Source organism: Curtobacterium sp. SP.BCo (genome assembly GCF_051903265.1).
Classification (GTDB): domain Bacteria; phylum Actinomycetota; class Actinomycetes; order Actinomycetales; family Microbacteriaceae; genus Curtobacterium.
The window spans coordinates 1,768,404-1,784,282 of sequence record NZ_CP194337.1 but is presented as its reverse complement, the minus strand read 5'-3'; the positions used below and the strand labels follow the sequence as shown (position 1 = coordinate 1,784,282).

The following is a 15,879-nucleotide window of genomic DNA, read 5'->3' as shown; positions in this document are numbered from 1 at the left end:
AGGACATCCACGGGCGGTTGAGTACCGTGAACCACATGACGACAGAGCCGCTCTCGATCCTGGTCGCCGGTGCGTCCGGCTTCATCGGGACCCCGCTCGTCCGCGCGCTGCGCGAGGCGGGACACCACGTGACGACCCTGGTCCGGCGCGAACCGCGCACGGCGAGCGAGTTCCGCTGGTCCCCCGGCAGCCGGAAGCTCGACCCGGCGATCCTCGACGGCGCCGACGTGGTGGTCAACCTCGCCGGCGCGAACATCGGCAAGCTGCCGTGGACGGAGACCTACAAGCAGGAGATCCTGCGCTCGCGGGTCTCCGCGACGAACACCCTCGTCGAGGCGATGCGGCACGCCACGACCCCGCCGGCACTCTTCCTCTCCGGCTCCGCCTCCGGCGTGTACGGCGACCGGCCGGCCGACGTGCTGCAGGACGACGCGGCAGCGGGCACCGGCTTCCTCGCCGAGGTCTGCACCGCGTGGGAGGCCGCCGCGAACGCCGCCCCCGCGGGCGTCCGGGTCGTCACGCTGCGCACCGGCATCGTCGTCGGAGCGGGCGGCGGCGCGCTCGCTCCCCTCGTCCCGTTGACGAAGGCAGGTCTCGGCGGACGTCTCGGCACGGGTGGGCAGCACTGGCCGTGGATCGCCCTCGACGACGAGGTCGGCGCGATCGTGCACCTCGCGACGAGCCCGTCTGCGGCCGAGGTGCGCGGCCCGGTGAACCTCGCCGGCCCCGAGGCCGCCGTGGCGGACCGCATCACGAAGCGCGTCGCCGAGGACCTGCACCGCCCGTACCTGTTCCGGATCCCCGAGTTCGCGCTGCGGCTCGTCCTGCAGCAGGCGGCCGACGAGATGCTCCTGTCGAGCCAGCAGATGGTCCCCACGAAGCTGCTCGAGTCCGGCTACGCGTTCCGGTACGCGCGCGCCGAGGACGCGGTCGACGCCGCGTTCTGACGGGATGAGCGTCGAACTGGAGGCGCGGGGCGGGCCCGCACCGCGCCTCCAGTCCGTCAGCCGCGCGCCCTGGTGAGCGCTTCGCGCATCGCGGCACGCGCCCGCTTGCGGTCGCCGGCGGCGTCGTAGACGACGCCCAGGCGGTACCAGCCGCGCCAGTCCGCGGGATCCGCCTCGACGGCGGCCTTGTAGGCGGGGAACAGCTCGTCGGCGGCCTCGCGCGTCGGACGACCGGAGGGCCGCACCGGGACGACGTCCGCCGGCGCGCCGCCCTCGCGTTCGAGTCGCGCGCCGAGCCGGGTGATCCGCAGGCCGAACCGGAACTCGAGCGCGAGCAGCAGCGCGCCGATCGCGGCGACGACGAACAGGGCGACACCGATGCCGATGCCGATCGGGAGCCCGGTCGCGATGAACGCCACCGCGCGCTGTCCCACGAGCACGATGTAGAGCGCCAGGAGCACCGTCATGAGGGCGGCGCCCCAGAACGGCGAGCGGAGCGACCGGGTCAGACGCACGGCGGGTCAGCCGATGCCGAGGACGCTGCCGAGGCCGACCGTCAGGCCGCGCATCGACCCGACGGCGGAGAGCGCCGCGCGGATGCCGGCGACGTAGGCGACGTCGTCGGTGGTGTCGTGCCGGATCGTCAGCGTCTCGCCGGGACCGCTCAGCAGGACGTCCTGCACGGCCTTCACGCCCGGCAGCCGCAGGGAGTGGACCGGCACGCTGGCGACCTGCTGCCCGCGTGCGCGCTGGTCGACGTGCGGGGCCTCGACCGGACCGACCTCGCGCCGGGCCTCGGCGATGAGCTCGGCGGTCCGGACGGCGGTGCCGGACGGGGAGTCGACCTTGCCGGCGTGGTGCGTCTCGACGATCTCGACGGAGGGGAACCACGGCGCCGCGATCGTCGCCAGGTGGGTGCCGAGCACCGAGCCGATCGAGAAGTTCGGGACGACGAAGACCCCCTGCTCCGGACGCGCTTCGAGCCCGGCGCGGAGCTTCGCCAGGCGGTCGCCGGACCAGCCGGACGTCCCGACGAGCACGTTCGCGCCGCTCGCCAGGGCGGTGTCGACGATCGCGGGGCTGAGCGCGGGGACGGTCACGTCGACCACGATCGACGCGCCGCCGAACACCGTCGGGCCGGCTTCGTGCGCACCGTCCTTCGACGACAGGCTCGCGACGAGCTCGAACTCGGGGAGTTCCTCGACGACGGCGGCCACGAGGCCGCCGAGACGACCGGTGGCGCCGACGACGGCGACGGGAGTGACCATGCCCTCCATCCTAGGATCGACGCATGACGCTCGAGGTCAGGACCGTGCCGGCAGACATCGCCGAGGTCGACGAGCTGCTCGACGCGTACCTCGACGAGCGCGCGGCCACCTTCCCGAGCGCGCAGGGTGTGTACGCGCGGAAGCGCACGCCGGCGGCGGAGTTCACCCCGCCGAACGGGGTCTTCGCGGTGGCGTACGACGACGACCGTGCAGTCGGCTGCGGCGGCCTCCGGCGGATCGCCGACGACACCGCCGGTGACCGCACCGATGTGCGCTTCGAGGTGAAGCACGTCTTCGTCACGCCCGACGGTCGCGGGCGGGGCGTCGCGACGGCGGTGATGGACGCGCTCGAGGCCGCGGCGGCCGACCTGGGTGCGTCGTCGGTCGTCCTCGACACGAACGACTCGCTCGTCGCCGCGGGCGCGATGTACCGCGGTCGGGGCTACGAGCGGGTACCGCCGTTCAACGACAACCCGAACGCGACCGCCTGGTACCGGAAGCCGATCGGCGGCGGGACCGGCCGCTAGACCGGCTGGTCGACCGGCAGTCCGGTCCGGAGCTCGACCGGCAGGTGCGCCAGGTCGTTGAGCGCGACCACCTCGGCCGGCTTGGCCGATCGGATCCGGATGATCGTCAGTGCGGTGTGGGCCACGTTCGTACCCATCCACCGCCACTCCGGCGCCTGGAAGGCCTCGCGCACGAACCAGCCGATCACGGCGTTGTGCGTGATGAGGAGGTCGTGCCGGTCCTCGCGCGCCGGCGTGAACCACTCCGCGACCGCGTCGCCCATCTGCGCCTGCCCGGCGACGATCTCCTCTTCCGTGATGCCGCCGTACCACCCCTGGTACGCGTGCGGCATGTCCGGCGTCGGCCCGGACGGGATGCAGTCGAAGAGGAGCGTCGACGGTTCGGGCACGATCGCCGGCAGCCGCTGGGCCAGGAACGAGGCGGTCTCGCTCGGGGCATCGAGAGGCGAGTGGTAGACGCCGTCGAACGGCACCCCACCGAGCCGGTCCGCAACGAGCATCGCCTGGCGCTTGCCGCGCTCGGAGAGCCTGCCGTCCCGCAGACCGTGCTCCGCGTCCTGGTGCTCGCCGTGCCGGACGAGGTAGAGGTAGTGCGACATGTCCGTGCTCACCCGCCGATCCCGATCGCGGTCGCGAGCTCGTCCTGCTGCACCGCGCCGACCACCGAGGTGATCGTGGGGCGGGTCAGCAGGTCGCGGGCCAGGTCGAGGACGTCGGCGGTGGTGACGCGGTCCACCCGCTCGAGCGCGGTGGCGAGGTCGGTGAACTCGCCGGTGCCGAGTTCGGAGCGCCCGAGCCGGGTCATGCGGGCGTCGGAGTCCTCGAGCGAGAGCGTGAGCGCCCCCTCGATCTGCCCCTTCGCACGGCGGAGCTCCTCGGACGTGATGCCGTCGTCGACCATGCGGCGGAACTCGGCGTCGACGATCTCGATCACCCCGGCGACGTTGTCGGGTGCGCAGCCGGCGTAGACGCCGAACGCACCGTTGTCGAGGTAGGCGGGCGCGAAGGAACTCACCGCGTAGGCGAGGCCGCGGCGCTCACGGACCTCCTGGAAGAGCCGGGAGCTCATGCCGCCGCCGAGCACGGCGTTCAGGACGCTGAGCACCGGTCGGCGTTCGTCGCGGAGGTCGAGGCCCTGCGAACCGCGGAGCATGCTGACCTGCTCCGTCGGACGGTGCACGACCGACAGCTTCGGCACGGCCGGGTCGGCGACGGGCTGCGGGGTCCGTCGGGCCAGCGGCGAAGCCTTCGGTGCACTCTGGAACACGGCTTCGACCAGCTCGCAGAAGCGGTCGTGGTCGACCGCGCCGGCAGCCGTCACGACGATGCCGTTCGGCGCGTAGTGCTCCCGGTAGTGCGCCAGGACCTCGTCCCGCCCGACCGCGCGGATGCTCTCCGGCGTGCCACCGATCGGACGACCGAGGGCGTGCCCGTCGAACGCCGCGGCGAAGAACGCCTCGCCCGCGACGTCGGCCGGGTCGTCCGCGGCCATCGCGAGCTCCTCGAGGATGACGCCGCGTTCGACGTCGAACGCCGCTGCCTCGAGCACGGAGCCGGTGACCATGTCCCCGATGACCTCGACGGCCATCGGCACGTCGGCGTCACGGACACGCGAGTAGTAGCAGGTGTACTCCTTGGCGGTCGCCGCGTTGTGCTCGCCGCCGACGGAGTCGAAGGAGATCGCGATGTCGAGCGCCGAGCGCTTCGCGGTCCCCTTGAAGAGGAGGTGCTCGAGGAAGTGCGTCGAGCCGTACTGCCCCTCGCGTTCGTCGCGGGAGCCGACCCCGACCCAGAAGCCGAGGCTCGTCGAACTCGCTCCTGGCATGGCCTCGGTCAGGACCCGCACGCCGGAGGGCAGGACGGATCGGCGGACGAAGGCGCCCCCGGACGTCAGGAACGACGTGTCCGGGGCCTCGAGCGGCAACGGCACTGGGTGGTTCATCGCAGACGAGCCTACTGACCCGCGGACGCCCGTCGCCCAGTTTCCACAGCGGCACACCGTGTCACTCGAAGTGGGGTACATCGGAGGAGGATAGAAAGACTCGTCTGTCTGTCCTCCTTGTGGTAGAGTTTCGTTACCGGATCGGAAGCCCCCCTATATTCCGATCCGGTGGCTCGGGACATCAGTCCTGCGCGGCACACGAGTCCCCCCGCTCAGCCGCGGAGCCGATGAGCCCAAGGAGCCACGCTGTGACGGTCGATTCCCCCCAACCGGCCGTCCAGCGTCTCCTTGGCCCGAGCACGAACCTCGCGTCGCCGGACGGGTCGAGCGTCCCCCCGACTCCCCGCTCCGGCGGCGCGAAGGTCCGCATCCTCGAGACCGCCTCGCGACTCTTCTACGAAGAGGGCATCCACAGCGTGGGCGTCGACCGCCTCATCTCCGAGGCGAGCGTCACGAAGGCGACGTTCTACAAGCACTACGGGTCGAAGGACAACCTGATCCTCGCCTACATCCGCACCCAGCACGAACGCGTGCAGCAGCGGATGGAGCAGCTCGTCACCGACGCCGGCTCCCCGGCCCAGGCCGTCCGCGCATGGGTGGCTGCCCTCGCCGACGAGGTCAACGACCCCGACTTCCGAGGCTGCGCGTTCCTGAACGCCGCAGCCGAGTACCACGACCCGCGCGACCCCGTGCGCGAGGTCGTCGCCATACACCGTGACTGGTACACGGAACGGCTGGCCGACCTGCTGCAGGACGCCGGGCACGCGCTGCCGGGCGACGGCGCCGACGAGCTCATGCTGGCGCGCGACGGCGCCATGTCGGGCGCCTACGCCGGCGACGCGATCGCGGCGACGGCGGCCCTCGGTCGCGTCGTCGAGCGCGTCCTCTCGGCCTGACACCAGGCGTTCACCAACCGGTTTCCGCGCACCACTGGTCGGCACCCCCGTTCGGGGGTACCGTGACCGCACGATCGGCCAACCCGTCGGTCGTGCCCAGGTCGGCCCGTTTCCCTGCAGCGCCGACACGGGCTCCGTGCTGCCAGCACGTCTCGAGGACAACGATGTTCGACAACCGTTTCATCCACCACGCCATCGACCGCAGCGCGGAGAACGCGCTCGACCGACGACGGTTCTTCGCAGCCGCCGGTGTCGCCGGCGCCTCAGCCGGTCTCGCCGCCCTCAGCACCTCCGTGCTCGGCGCCGACCAGGCTTCCGCGTCACCTGAGGAGGACGCCGCCGTGAGCGACGCGGCGATCCTCAACTTCGCGCTCAACCTCGAGTACCTCGAGGCCGAGTTCTACCTCCGTGCGGTGTTCGGCACCGGCCTGGCGGACAGCATGATCACCGGCATCGACCCCCAGGGGCCGGTGATCGGCGGCAGGAAGGTCCCCTTCAAGACCGCTGCCGTCCGCGGGATCGCGACCGAGATCGCGAACGACGAGCGCGCGCACGTCGCGTTCCTCCGGAGCGCCCTCGGCGGTGCGAAGGTGTCCCGCCCGAAGATCGACCTGTCGAGCAGCTTCACCGCTGCGGCGCGCGCAGCCGGCGTCGTGGGACCGACCGGCACGTTCGACCCGTTCGCGAGCGAGGAGAACTTCCTGCTCGGCGCCTACGTCTTCGAGGACGTCGGCGTCACCGCGTACAAGGGGGCGGCACCGCTCATCTCCAGCAAGACGTACCTCAGCGCCGCCGCCGGGATCCTCGCCGTCGAGGCGTACCACGCCGGCATCATCCGCTCGAAGCTGTACGACAAGGGTCTGCAGGTGGCGGCGAATAAGATCTCGGACGCCCGCGACTCGCTCGACGGTCCGACCGACGACGACCAGGGCATCACGACGTCGAGCGGTGCGCTGAACCTCGTGCCGACCGACGCGAACTCGGTCGCCTACGGTCGCACCGCGGAACGCGTGCTCAACGTGGTGTTCCTCACGCCGGACCAGATCGACAAGGGCGGGTTCTTCCCCGACGGCGTCAACGGGCCGATCGTCGCGAGCGGCAACCCGGGGAGCGCGACCGGACCGGCCTGAGCCGGGCCGCGTCGGTCGGTCGCTCCGGCGACCACCTGCCGGACGGGAGGCACGGTGTCCGCTCGCACCGCGCCTCCCGTCCGCCTCACGGTCGCCACCAGGGCACGGGTGGTTGCCTGGGTCCATGGCCAACGACCCCAACTGGAACCTCCCCGAGGTCCCCTCGTTCACCCTGTCCAGCCCCGACTTCGGCGACGGCGAGGTCCTGCCGACCTCCGCGCGCGGTTCCGACGTCGGCGGTGAGGACCGCTCCCCCGCGCTGGAGTGGTCCGGCGCGCCCGAGGGCACGCAGAGCTACGTGCTCACCGTGTACGACCCCGACGCCCCGACCGGCTCGGGCTTCTGGCACTGGAGCCTCACCGACATCCCGGCGTCCACGACGTCCCTGCCCGCGGGTGCCGGGACCGACGACTCGCTGCTGCCTGCAGCGGCACTGCGCCGCCGCAACGAGTTCGGCACCGATGCCTTCCTCGGCGCCGCTCCGCCCGCCGGGCACGGACCGCACCGGTACGTCTTCACGCTGAGCGCGCTCGACGTCCCCGTGCTCGAGGCCCCCGCCGACGCGACGCCCGCGATCGTGGGCTTCGTGCTCCGCGAGCACCTGCTCGGCCGCGCCCAGCTCGTCGGCACGCAGGAGACCCCCGCGGCGTAGTCGCGCCCGGCCGAGCCGGCCCGTGCCGCGCGCGGCGCCCCGAGACTCGGCCCCAGCGACATCTCTCGCGGCCACGGCCGCGAGAGATGTCGCCCACGGCGAGACTCAGGTCGGCCACCGCCGCCGGCACCGCCCCACAACGGCGAACGGCCGCCGCCCCGGAAGGGACGGCGGCCGTTCGTGCGTCAGGACGCGGGAGGGATCAGCCCTCGGCCGGCGCCTCGGCGTGGGCCTGGTGGCCCTCACCCGACGCGGTGTCCGCGTCCTCGGCGACGACCGGCGCGAGCGACAGCTTGCCGCGGTCGTCCACCTTGGTGACCTCGACCAGGATCTTCTGGCCGACGCCGAGGACGTCCTCGACGTTCTCCACACGCTTGCCACCGGCGAGCTTGCGCACCTCGGAGACGTGGAGCAGACCGTCGCGGCCCGGGAGCAGGGACACGAAGGCACCGAAGGTCGCGATCTTGACGACCGTGCCGAGGAACTGGTCCCCGATCTCCGGGTTCGTCGGGTTCGCGATCGCGTTGACCTGGGCACGTGCGGCCTCGGCGGACGGGCCGTCGACGGCGCCGATGTAGACGGTGCCGTCGTCCTCGATGCTGATGTCAGCACCGGTCTCGTCCTGGATGCCGTTGATCGTCTTGCCCTTCGGGCCGATCAGCTCGCCGATCTTGTCGACGGGGATCTGCACGGAGATGACGCGCGGCGCGGTGTCGGCCATCTCGTCGGGGGCGTCGATGGCCTCGTTGAGCACACCGAGGATGGCCGAGCGGGCCTCCTTGGCCTGCTTGAGGGCCGCGTCGAGCACCGACGAGGGGATGCCGTCGAGCTTCGTGTCCAGCTGGATGGCCGTGACGAAGTCCGAAGTACCGGCGACCTTGAAGTCCATGTCGCCCAGGGCGTCCTCCGCACCGAGGATGTCGGTCAGCGCCGCGTAGCGGGTCTGGCCGTCGACGGTGTCGGAGACGAGGCCCATCGCGATGCCCGCGACCGGGGCGCGCAGCGGCACACCGGCGTTGAGGAGCGACAGGGTCGAGGCGCACACGGAGCCCATCGACGTCGAACCGTTGGAGCCGAGGGCCTCGGACACCTGACGGATGGCGTAGGGGAACTCGTCGCGCGGGGGCAGCACCGGCACGAGGGCGCGCTCGGCGAGGAAGCCGTGCCCGATCTCGCGACGCTTCGGGGAACCGACACGACCGGTCTCACCCGTCGAGTACGGCGGGAAGTTGTAGTGGTGCAGGTAGCGCTTCTTCGTGACGGGCGACAGCGAGTCGATCTGCTGCTCCATCTTGAGCATGTTCAGCGTGGTGACGCCGAGGATCTGCGTCTCGCCGCGCTGGAAGATCGCCGAACCGTGGACGCGCGGGATCACGGCGACCTCGGCGTCGAGCGGACGGATGTCGGCGAGGCCGCGACCGTCCATGCGGACCTGCTCGGTGAGGATGCGGCCGCGGACGACCTTCTTCGTGACCGACTTGTAGGCACCGCTGACCTGGCCGTTGGCGCTCTCGGGGAGCTCGCCGGCCGTCACCTTGGCGGCGATGGCCTCCTTGACGCGGGCCTTGAGCGCGTCGTCGGCGTCCTGGCGCTCGAGCTTGCCGGCGATCTTGTAGACGTCGCCGAGCTCGGACAGCGCGATGGCCTCGACGGCGTCGTAGACCTCGGGTGCGTAGGGCGGGAAGACCGGGTAGTCCTGGATCTCCTTGGCCGACTGGGCGGCCATCTGCGCCTGCGCGTCGACGAGCTGCTTGAGGAACGGCTTCGCCGCCTCGAGGCCCTGCGCGACGACGGCCTCGTCGGGCTTGGTGGCACCGCCCTGGATGAGGTCCCAGCTGTGCTCGGTGGCCTCGGCCTCGACCATCATGATCGCGACGTCCTCGTTGCCGGCCTCGTCCGTGACGACACGACCGGCGACGGTCAGGTCGAACACGGCCTCGGCGAGCTGCGACGCCTTCGGGAACGCGACCCACTGGTCGTCGATGAGCGCGAGGCGCACACCGGCGATCGGGCCGGAGAACGGCAGACCGGAGATCTGCGTCGACGCGGACGCGGCGTTGATCGCGAGCGCGTCGTAGAACTCGTCCGGAGCGATGCTCAGGACGGTGATGACGATCTGGACCTCGTTGCGGAGGCCGTCGACGAACGACGGGCGCAGCGGCCGGTCGATGAGACGGCAGACGAGGATCGCCTCGGTGCTGGGACGGCCTTCGCGGCGGAAGAACGAACCGGGGATCTTGCCGGCGGCGTACGAGCGCTCCTCGACGTCGACGGTCAGCGGGAAGAAGTCGAAGCCTTCACGCGGGTGCTTGCCGGCGCTGGTGGCCGACAGGAGCATGGTGTCCTCGTCGAGGTACGCGGCGACCGCGCCCTGCGCCTGCTGTGCGAGCCGACCGGTCTCGAACCGGACGGTGCGCTTGCCGTACTTGCCGTTGTCGAGAACGGCCTCGGCGAACTTGATCTCGGGACCCTCCAAAAGGGTGCCTCCTTGATGTGTTCGGCAGGCTGGGGCGACGGCACCCGTCAGGTGCGTGCGCGCCGAAGGGATCGGGACGCATGTCTGGCCAGCAGTAGAAGCACTCGGGAAACCGTCCGGCCCGCGAGCCACCACCGATGACCAGCTCCGTGCCCGGCCTGCGCAGTGTTTGTCTGACGCCCGGGGAAACGGTCCCCGGACGTGATGGACTTTACCAGTCCGCAGGAAAACCGCGGCGAGGCTCAGGGCGAACGGGCGTGTCCCCGGTAGCCTGCGGCCATGCGCCTCACGCCTTCCCGGGGCTTGCTCGTCGCGGCCGCAGTGGTCGTCGGCGCGCTCGTCGCCCCCGTCGTCACCGCTCTCCCGGCGAACGCGACGGAGTACCCGAGCTGGCAGGACGTCGAGCGGGCGAAGGGCAACGAGCAGTCGAAGCGCGCCGAGGTCTCCCGCGTGCAGGCCGCACTGCGGTCGGCGCAGGCCGCCGCGGCGGCGAAGTCGCAGGCGGCGCTCGACGCCTCCGCGAAGGCGGACCGCGCCGAGGCGGACCTGGCGTCCGCCACCCAGGCCGCCACGAGCCTCCAGGCCCAGGCCGACCAGGCGGCGGAGACCGCCGAACGCGCGCAGGAGCGCGCCGGGCAGCTCGCCGCGAACCTGTACCGCGACGGCAGCTCGAACGAGATGACCACCCGGATCGCGACGGCGAAGAACCCGGACCAGTTGCTCTACCAGCTCGGCGCGCTCGACCAGCTGTCGTCGACCTGGGCGGGCGTGATGGACGACGCGTCCGTCGCGGCGAAGACGGCGTCGTCGCTGCACGACCAGGCGACCCGCGCCGAGGACGAGCGAGCGGACCTCGCCACCGCGGCCGAGACGAAGGCGAGCGCCGCGAAGTCCGCCGAGGCGGTCGCGCAGGCCGCCGTCGCCGACACCCAGCAGCACAGTGACGAGCTGTACGCGCAGCTCGCGTCACTGAAGGACACCACGGCCAGCACGGAGCAACGGTACGAGCTCGGGCAGCAGGTGGCGGCACAGAAGGCCGAGCAGCAGCGCCTGCGCGAGGAAGCGGCGGCAGCGGCAGCGAACCCGGTGCCCGGGTCGAGTGGCAGCGCGTCCGGATCCGGCGGCGGCTCCGGCTCGTCCTACCCGAGCACCGGCGGCGTCGTGGTCGACCCCGCCGGGGCGCAGGCCTACGCACGCGGCGCGATCGGGTCGTACGGCTGGGGGTCGGACCAGTTCTCCTGCCTCGTGTCGCTCTGGACCCAGGAGTCGGGTTGGCGCGCGAACGCCCTGAACGCCTCGAGCGGCGCGTACGGCATCCCCCAGTCGCTCCCGGCCGACAAGATGGCCGTCGCCGGTGCCGACTGGCGGACGAACGCGGCCACGCAGATCAACTGGGGGCTGGCGTACATCCACGACGCCTACGGCTCCCCGTGCGGGGCGTGGAACCACGAGATGAGCGTCAACCCGCACTGGTACTGAGGTCCGCGACCGCCCCGGACCGCCGGCTCAGTGGCCGAGGCCACCGAGCAGTGATGCGAAGTCCGCGGTCGCCGGCAGGGCGTCAGGTTCCTGCGGGGTCCGACGGGAGGCGCGGATCGCCCAGGCCAGGTCGGCACCGGCCCGGCGGATGCGTCCGTCCAGGGCGGCGGAGTCCCCCGCACTCCCCCAGTCGTCGGTCGCCGCGAAGACGCCCGTCGGCACCACGGCGGCGCGGAGGTAGGCGAACACCGGGCGCAGCGCGTGCTCGATCGCGAGGGAGTGCCGGGCGGTGCCGCCGGTCGCGCCGAGCAGCACGGGCATCTCGGTGAGCGAGTCCTTGTCGAGCACGTCGAGGAACGACTTCGCCAGGCCGCTCACCCCGGCGGTGAAGACCGGCGTGACGAACACGACGGCATCCGCCTCGACGACGGTCGCCATCGCGGCCGACAGGGCGGGTGCCGCGAACCCGGTGAGCATCGCGTCGGTGATCTCGTGGGCCAGCGGACGGAGGTCGACGTGCTGGACCGTCGCCGTGCCTCCCGGCAGCCCCGAGGGGTCCGGTGCGGCGAGCGCGGCGACGGCGGCCTCGGCCAGACGGTCGGCGAGCAGGCGGGTGGAGCTGGGCTCGGAGAGCCCGGCGGAGACGACGGCGATGGTGGTCATGGTAAGTCCTGACTTTCGATGCGTTTGCATGAACATCGTACCCAACCTGCACCCGGGTGCGGGCATTCCCGGATGCCGGCGTTCCCGGGTGCCCGCGTTCCCGGGTGCCCGCGTTCCCGGGTGCCCGCGTTCCCGGGTGCCCGCGTTCCCGCGTTCCCGGACAACAGGAGACGCCCCGGTCCTCGTGAGAGGACCGGGGCGTCCGGTCAAGCGTGGGTCGGTCGACTAGCGACGCAGGCCGAGGCGCTCGATGAGCGCACGGTAGCGGGCGATGTCGACGTCGGAGAGGTAGCCGAGGAGACGGCGACGCTGACCGACCATGAGCAGCAGACCACGACGCGAGTGGTGGTCGTGCTTGTGCTCCTTGAGGTGCTCGTTCAGGTCGTTGATGCGACGAGTCAGAACGGCGACCTGGACCTCGGGGGATCCGGTGTCGCCCGGGTGGGTCGCGTACTCTTCGATGATCTCCTGCTTGACCTTCGCGTCAAGTGCCATGGATGATCCCCTTCCTGTCCGTTGCGCGGTGCCCACACCGAATGCGTGAGCGCTCTTTGTCCGCGGCCGTTCGACGGCAACCGCACAAGACTACCAGAGCGTCAGGCGGTCCGCGGACGGACCCGACGGCCACGCGGCGCGGGGAGCAGGCTGCGGACGAGCCCGACGAACGTCGCGCCGAGCAGGCCCCCGAGGCCGTTCGAGAGCACGTCCCGCGGGTCGGCCACCCGGTACGGCAGGTACAGGGCCTGCGCAACCTCGATGCCCGTCGACAGGGCGACCGCCACCACGGCGCCGAGGAACCACCACCGGCGGGGCAGCCAGAGCGCGGCGAGCATCCCGACCGGGACGAACATCCCGATGTTCGCCAGGAACTCCGTGCGGTCGTAGGTGAACCACGACCCGTGCGGGAGCTGCTGGACCCAGGCGATCGCGTGCAGGACCAGCGAGTTCTGCGCCGAGGTGAACACCTGCGGCGTCAACGTCATCCGCCAGATCACCCAGGCGTACGCCGCGGTCACGGCGAGGAGGAGGAGCTTCCGGAGCATCCCGACAGTCTGCGGGACCGTCCTGGGCACCAGCAGCGACGGACCTGACAGGAAGCGGCACCGAAGCTGGCAGAACACCCGCTCGGACTGGGCGGACGGCTGGCGCACCTGCCAGCATGGGCGCATGCCGAGTGTCGAGGGAACCCGTGCACGCCGCAGCACCGGTCGACGCCAGTGGACGTGGATCGGGGTCGCCGCACTGGTGGTCGCCGCGGTCGTCGTGACGCTCGTGAACGTGCTCCCCCACGGGTCCGACGACGGCCGGCGGATCGCCGAGCGGAAGTCCGCCGCCGAGGCGTTCCCCGGCGGCCTCGCCCGGCAGCCGGCGGACGAGAACCAACCGGGCCGACAGGCGTCCGAGGCGCGTGCCGACGGCGACGACGCCACCGCCGCGAAGATCGCCGTCATCGCCGACCAGCCGATCGCGACCTGGCTGACGAACACCTCGATCACGGCGACCCGGCAGACCGTCCGCGACGTCGTCCGGAGTGCCGAGCGTCAGCACCGCACGCCGGTGTTCGTGCTCTACAACGTGCCCGACCGCGACTGCGGCAGCTACTCGAAGGGCGGGACACGGCCGGACGAGTACCTGCCGTGGGTCCGTGCCGCTGCGAAGGCGATGGCCGGGTCGGGGGCGGTCGTCCTCGTCGAGCCCGACGCCATCGCCCAGATCCAGGTGTGCAAGCGGCTCGAGGCCGATCGGCTCCCCCTGCTCCGCAAGGCCGTCGGCGAACTCGCAGGGCACGGGCTCACCGTGTACCTCGACGGTGGGAACGAGAACCGGGTGCCGACCGCGAAGATGGCGACCTGGCTGCGCGAGGCCGGCGTGGACCGGGTGCAGGGGTTCTTCACGAACGTGTCGAACTTCTACCGGGTCGACCAGGAGCGCGCATACGCCGACGAGCTCGCGGACGCGATCGGCGGCGACCCGCACTTCGTCATCGACGTGTCCCGGAACGGCCAGGGGTGGCGCGGCACCTGGTGCAACCCCGACGGTGCCGGGCTCGGGCAGGCGCCGCACGTCACCCGGGGCACGACCCGGCTGGACGCGCTGCTCTGGGTGAAGACCCCCGGGCTGAGCGACGGCACCTGCAACGGCGGCCCGGCTGCTGGCCAGTGGTGGGAGTCCTACGCGCTCGCCCTGGTCGAGAACCGCACGCGCGACTGACTGTCGGTCGCCGGTGGTTGCATGACGCCATGACCCCGACCGAACGCCGCCGCTCCGTCGTCCCGCCCTACCTGCTCCGCGCCGTCGCCGACGCCGCGGACTTCCCGCTTGCGGCGTCGGCTGCACGGACCGCGCTCGCGTCGCTCGACACGGTGCAGCGGCCGAAGCACGACCACCGGCCGGCGCCGCAGGGCGTCAGCGGCACGGTCGACCGGTCCCCGCAACGCACGATCTCCGACGCCCACGGCACGACGACGCTCCCCGGGGATCCGGTCCGGCACGAGGGCGACCCGGACTCCGGCGACCCCGCCGTCGACGAGGCCTACGCGGGACTCGGCGACACGCACGCGTTCTGGCTCGAGGTCTTCGACCGGGTGTCGATCGACGGTGCCGGCCTGCCGCTGGACGCCACCGTGCACTACGGGCAGGACTACGACAACGCCTACTGGGACGGCAACCGGATGGTCTTCGGCGACGGTGACGGCGAGGTCTTCAACCGCTTCACGATCGCGGTCGACGTCATCGGCCACGAGCTCGCGCACGGCGTCACCCAGTACACGGCGGACCTGACCTACCAGGGGCAGTCCGGTGCGCTGAACGAGTCGATCAGCGACGTCTTCGGCTCCCTCGTCGCGCAGTACGCAGCACGGCAGACGGCCGAGCAGGCGACGTGGCTCATCGGCGAGGGGCTCTTCACGGCCGCCGTGCACGGAGTGGCCCTCCGCTCGATGCGGGCTCCGGGCACCGCCTACGACGACCCGGTGCTCGGCAAGGACCCGCAGCCCGCGACCATGGCCGGGTACGTCGACACCACCGAGGACTCCGGCGGCGTGCACACCAACTCGGGCATCCCGAACCACGCGTTCTTCCTGGCGGCCACGGCGATCGGCGGCAACGCGTGGGAGGGCGCCGGCACCGTGTGGTGGGACGCCCTCACCTCGGACGCCGTGACCGCCTCGATCGACTTCGCCGGGTTCGCGCAGGTGACGGTCGACGTCGCCGGTGCGCGCTTCGGGCAGGGTTCGACGCAGCAGACCGCAGTGCAGGATGCCTGGCGACAGGTGGGCGTGCTCGCCTGAGCCGTGCCGTCGGCGTACGGTCGGAGCATGCACATCGACGTCCGCCGCACCGGGGGCATCGCCGGGGGCACGCGGACCTGGCATGTGGACACCGACACCTGCGACGACCCGTCCGGGTGGTCGGAGCTCGTGGGCGCGCTCCCCGGAGACGCCCCGTCGACCCTGGCTCCGGCTCCGGCGGTCCGCGACGACTTCACGTGGACGATCACGGTCGAGCGGACGACGGTCACGATCCCCGGCACCCGCCTCGACGGGCCGTGGGCGGCGCTGGTGACGCGGGTGCGGTCCGAGGGCACCCCGTCCTGAGCCGGGAGGCGCGGGGCGGGCCCGCCCCGCGCCTCCCGTCCGCGCGCACACGTCGAGGCGGGGCGCGTCGCGGTCCGCGCGCGCGCATCGAGGCGGGCACGTCGCGGTCCGCTTCGAGAGCAGAAATGGTCGCGTCAGTCGGGCGGCCCCGACCATTTCTGCTCACGAAGTGCGCGGTCGCAAGCCCCGGCGCGGACGCGCGGCGCGCCGCCCGCGCGTCGCGTGCGCACGTCCCGCTTCGTGAGCAGAAATGGTCGCGTCGCTCGGGCGCACCAGACCATTTCTGATCACGATGTGCGCGGG

17 protein-coding genes are annotated in these 15,879 nt (G+C 72.0%); 9 read left to right on the top strand and 8 right to left on the bottom strand.

Features of this window, described 5'->3' with window-relative positions:
- The first annotated feature begins 35 nt into the window (after nucleotides 1-35).
- Nucleotides 36-947 (top strand): TIGR01777 family oxidoreductase, encoded by a 912-nt coding sequence (locus ACRQ4B_RS08550; RefSeq protein WP_439694267.1) that lies wholly within the window; start codon nucleotides 36-38, stop codon nucleotides 945-947.
- Between the two features lie 56 nt (nucleotides 948-1,003).
- On the opposite strand, the gene ACRQ4B_RS08545 is transcribed toward ACRQ4B_RS08550, so the two are convergent.
- Together ACRQ4B_RS08545 and ACRQ4B_RS08540 are read right to left on the bottom strand one after the other, a co-directional pair.
- The gene (locus ACRQ4B_RS08545) at nucleotides 1,004-1,462 is read right to left on the bottom strand and encodes a tetratricopeptide repeat protein (protein ID WP_439694266.1); all 459 of its coding nucleotides are present in this window, start codon (nucleotides 1,460-1,462) and stop codon (nucleotides 1,004-1,006) included.
- Nucleotides 1,463-1,468: 6 nt separating this feature from the next.
- The gene (locus ACRQ4B_RS08540) at nucleotides 1,469-2,215 is read right to left on the bottom strand and encodes a 4-hydroxy-tetrahydrodipicolinate reductase (RefSeq protein WP_439694265.1); all 747 of its coding nucleotides are present in this window, start codon (nucleotides 2,213-2,215) and stop codon (nucleotides 1,469-1,471) included.
- A 23-nt stretch (nucleotides 2,216-2,238) separates the two neighbouring features.
- Between ACRQ4B_RS08540 and ACRQ4B_RS08535 the strand changes: the two genes are divergently transcribed.
- Complete coding sequence (locus ACRQ4B_RS08535) at nucleotides 2,239-2,742, top strand: GNAT family N-acetyltransferase (RefSeq protein WP_439694264.1); 504 nt, start codon at nucleotides 2,239-2,241, stop codon at nucleotides 2,740-2,742.
- On the opposite strand, the gene ACRQ4B_RS08530 is transcribed toward ACRQ4B_RS08535, so the two are convergent.
- Nucleotides 2,739-3,341, bottom strand: a complete 603-nt coding sequence (locus ACRQ4B_RS08530) for a histidine phosphatase family protein (RefSeq protein ID WP_439694371.1) — start codon at nucleotides 3,339-3,341, stop codon at nucleotides 2,739-2,741. The genes ACRQ4B_RS08535 and ACRQ4B_RS08530 overlap by 4 nt on opposite strands.
- 8 nt (nucleotides 3,342-3,349) lie before the next feature.
- A complete protein-coding gene (locus ACRQ4B_RS08525) occupies nucleotides 3,350-4,684 on the bottom strand; it encodes a M16 family metallopeptidase (RefSeq protein WP_439694263.1) in 1,335 nt (444 codons plus the stop codon).
- Nucleotides 4,685-4,932: 248 nt separating this feature from the next.
- On the opposite strand from ACRQ4B_RS08525, the gene ACRQ4B_RS08520 reads away from it, so the two are divergent.
- The 3 genes from ACRQ4B_RS08520 (at nucleotide 4,933) to ACRQ4B_RS08510 (ending at nucleotide 7,362) form a co-directional block, all read left to right on the top strand.
- Nucleotides 4,933-5,580, top strand: a complete 648-nt coding sequence (locus ACRQ4B_RS08520) for a TetR/AcrR family transcriptional regulator (RefSeq protein ID WP_439694262.1) — start codon at nucleotides 4,933-4,935, stop codon at nucleotides 5,578-5,580.
- Between the two features lie 164 nt (nucleotides 5,581-5,744).
- Nucleotides 5,745-6,710 (top strand): ferritin-like domain-containing protein, encoded by a 966-nt coding sequence (locus ACRQ4B_RS08515; protein ID WP_439694261.1) that lies wholly within the window; start codon nucleotides 5,745-5,747, stop codon nucleotides 6,708-6,710.
- Between the two features lie 124 nt (nucleotides 6,711-6,834).
- On the top strand, nucleotides 6,835-7,362 hold the full coding sequence (locus ACRQ4B_RS08510; protein ID WP_439694260.1) for a YbhB/YbcL family Raf kinase inhibitor-like protein: 528 nt from the start codon (nucleotides 6,835-6,837) through the stop codon (nucleotides 7,360-7,362).
- Nucleotides 7,363-7,564: 202 nt separating this feature from the next.
- Here the strand turns inward: ACRQ4B_RS08510 and ACRQ4B_RS08505 are convergent, their stop codons facing one another.
- Nucleotides 7,565-9,838 (bottom strand): polyribonucleotide nucleotidyltransferase, encoded by a 2,274-nt coding sequence (locus ACRQ4B_RS08505; RefSeq protein WP_439694259.1) that lies wholly within the window; start codon nucleotides 9,836-9,838, stop codon nucleotides 7,565-7,567.
- 279 nt (nucleotides 9,839-10,117) lie between these two features.
- Here ACRQ4B_RS08505 and ACRQ4B_RS08500 point away from each other — a divergent pair, with 279 nt between their 5' ends.
- Complete coding sequence (locus ACRQ4B_RS08500) at nucleotides 10,118-11,317, top strand: coiled-coil domain-containing protein (RefSeq protein ID WP_439694258.1); 1,200 nt, start codon at nucleotides 10,118-10,120, stop codon at nucleotides 11,315-11,317.
- Nucleotides 11,318-11,344: 27 nt separating this feature from the next.
- Here ACRQ4B_RS08500 and ACRQ4B_RS08495 read toward each other — a convergent pair whose 3' ends face one another.
- From ACRQ4B_RS08495 to ACRQ4B_RS08485, 3 genes are all read right to left on the bottom strand, one after another.
- Nucleotides 11,345-11,980, bottom strand: a complete 636-nt coding sequence (locus ACRQ4B_RS08495) for a CE1759 family FMN reductase (RefSeq protein WP_439694257.1) — start codon at nucleotides 11,978-11,980, stop codon at nucleotides 11,345-11,347.
- A 225-nt stretch (nucleotides 11,981-12,205) separates the two neighbouring features.
- The gene (gene rpsO / locus ACRQ4B_RS08490) at nucleotides 12,206-12,475 is read right to left on the bottom strand and encodes a 30S ribosomal protein S15 (RefSeq protein WP_070416523.1); all 270 of its coding nucleotides are present in this window, start codon (nucleotides 12,473-12,475) and stop codon (nucleotides 12,206-12,208) included.
- A 101-nt stretch (nucleotides 12,476-12,576) separates the two neighbouring features.
- Entirely contained in the window at nucleotides 12,577-13,023 is a 447-nt protein-coding gene (locus ACRQ4B_RS08485; RefSeq protein WP_439694256.1) for a VanZ family protein, read from the bottom strand.
- 124 nt (nucleotides 13,024-13,147) lie between these two features.
- On the opposite strand from ACRQ4B_RS08485, the gene ACRQ4B_RS08480 reads away from it, so the two are divergent.
- The 3 genes from ACRQ4B_RS08480 to ACRQ4B_RS08470 are packed head-to-tail and all read left to right on the top strand — an operon-like array spanning nucleotide 13,148 to nucleotide 15,576.
- Nucleotides 13,148-14,191 carry a glycoside hydrolase family 6 protein gene (locus ACRQ4B_RS08480; protein WP_439694255.1) on the top strand — a complete coding sequence of 348 codons (1,044 nt, stop codon included), beginning with the start codon at nucleotides 13,148-13,150 and terminating at the stop codon, nucleotides 14,189-14,191.
- A 29-nt stretch (nucleotides 14,192-14,220) separates the two neighbouring features.
- On the top strand, nucleotides 14,221-15,270 hold the full coding sequence (locus ACRQ4B_RS08475) for a M4 family metallopeptidase (protein ID WP_439694254.1): 1,050 nt from the start codon (nucleotides 14,221-14,223) through the stop codon (nucleotides 15,268-15,270).
- A gap of 27 nt (nucleotides 15,271-15,297) precedes the next feature.
- On the top strand, nucleotides 15,298-15,576 hold the full coding sequence (locus ACRQ4B_RS08470; RefSeq protein ID WP_439694253.1) for a protealysin inhibitor emfourin: 279 nt from the start codon (nucleotides 15,298-15,300) through the stop codon (nucleotides 15,574-15,576).
- Nucleotides 15,577-15,879: the final 303 nt, after the last annotated feature.

Bases quoted from the DNA above. Each gene is read 5' to 3' on its own strand.
- ACRQ4B_RS08550 (WP_439694267.1), top strand. From the start codon at position 36: ATGACGACAGAGCCGCTCTCGATCCTGGTCGCCGGTGCGTCCGGCTTC.
- ACRQ4B_RS08540 (WP_439694265.1), bottom strand. From the start codon at position 2,215: ATGGTCACTCCCGTCGCCGTCGTCGGCGCCACCGGTCGTCTCGGCGGC.
- ACRQ4B_RS08535 (WP_439694264.1), top strand. From the start codon at position 2,239: ATGACGCTCGAGGTCAGGACCGTGCCGGCAGACATCGCCGAGGTCGAC.
- ACRQ4B_RS08530 (WP_439694371.1), bottom strand. From the start codon at position 3,341: ATGTCGCACTACCTCTACCTCGTCCGGCACGGCGAGCACCAGGACGCG.
- ACRQ4B_RS08525 (WP_439694263.1), bottom strand. From the start codon at position 4,684: ATGAACCACCCAGTGCCGTTGCCGCTCGAGGCCCCGGACACGTCGTTC.
- ACRQ4B_RS08515 (WP_439694261.1), top strand. From the start codon at position 5,745: ATGTTCGACAACCGTTTCATCCACCACGCCATCGACCGCAGCGCGGAG.
- ACRQ4B_RS08510 (WP_439694260.1), top strand. From the start codon at position 6,835: ATGGCCAACGACCCCAACTGGAACCTCCCCGAGGTCCCCTCGTTCACC.
- ACRQ4B_RS08500 (WP_439694258.1), top strand. From the start codon at position 10,118: ATGCGCCTCACGCCTTCCCGGGGCTTGCTCGTCGCGGCCGCAGTGGTC.
- ACRQ4B_RS08495 (WP_439694257.1), bottom strand. From the start codon at position 11,980: ATGACCACCATCGCCGTCGTCTCCGCCGGGCTCTCCGAGCCCAGCTCC.
- rpsO (WP_070416523.1), bottom strand. From the start codon at position 12,475: ATGGCACTTGACGCGAAGGTCAAGCAGGAGATCATCGAAGAGTACGCG.
- ACRQ4B_RS08485 (WP_439694256.1), bottom strand. From the start codon at position 13,023: ATGCTCCGGAAGCTCCTCCTCCTCGCCGTGACCGCGGCGTACGCCTGG.
- ACRQ4B_RS08480 (WP_439694255.1), top strand. From the start codon at position 13,148: ATGCCGAGTGTCGAGGGAACCCGTGCACGCCGCAGCACCGGTCGACGC.
- ACRQ4B_RS08475 (WP_439694254.1), top strand. From the start codon at position 14,221: ATGACCCCGACCGAACGCCGCCGCTCCGTCGTCCCGCCCTACCTGCTC.
- ACRQ4B_RS08470 (WP_439694253.1), top strand. From the start codon at position 15,298: ATGCACATCGACGTCCGCCGCACCGGGGGCATCGCCGGGGGCACGCGG.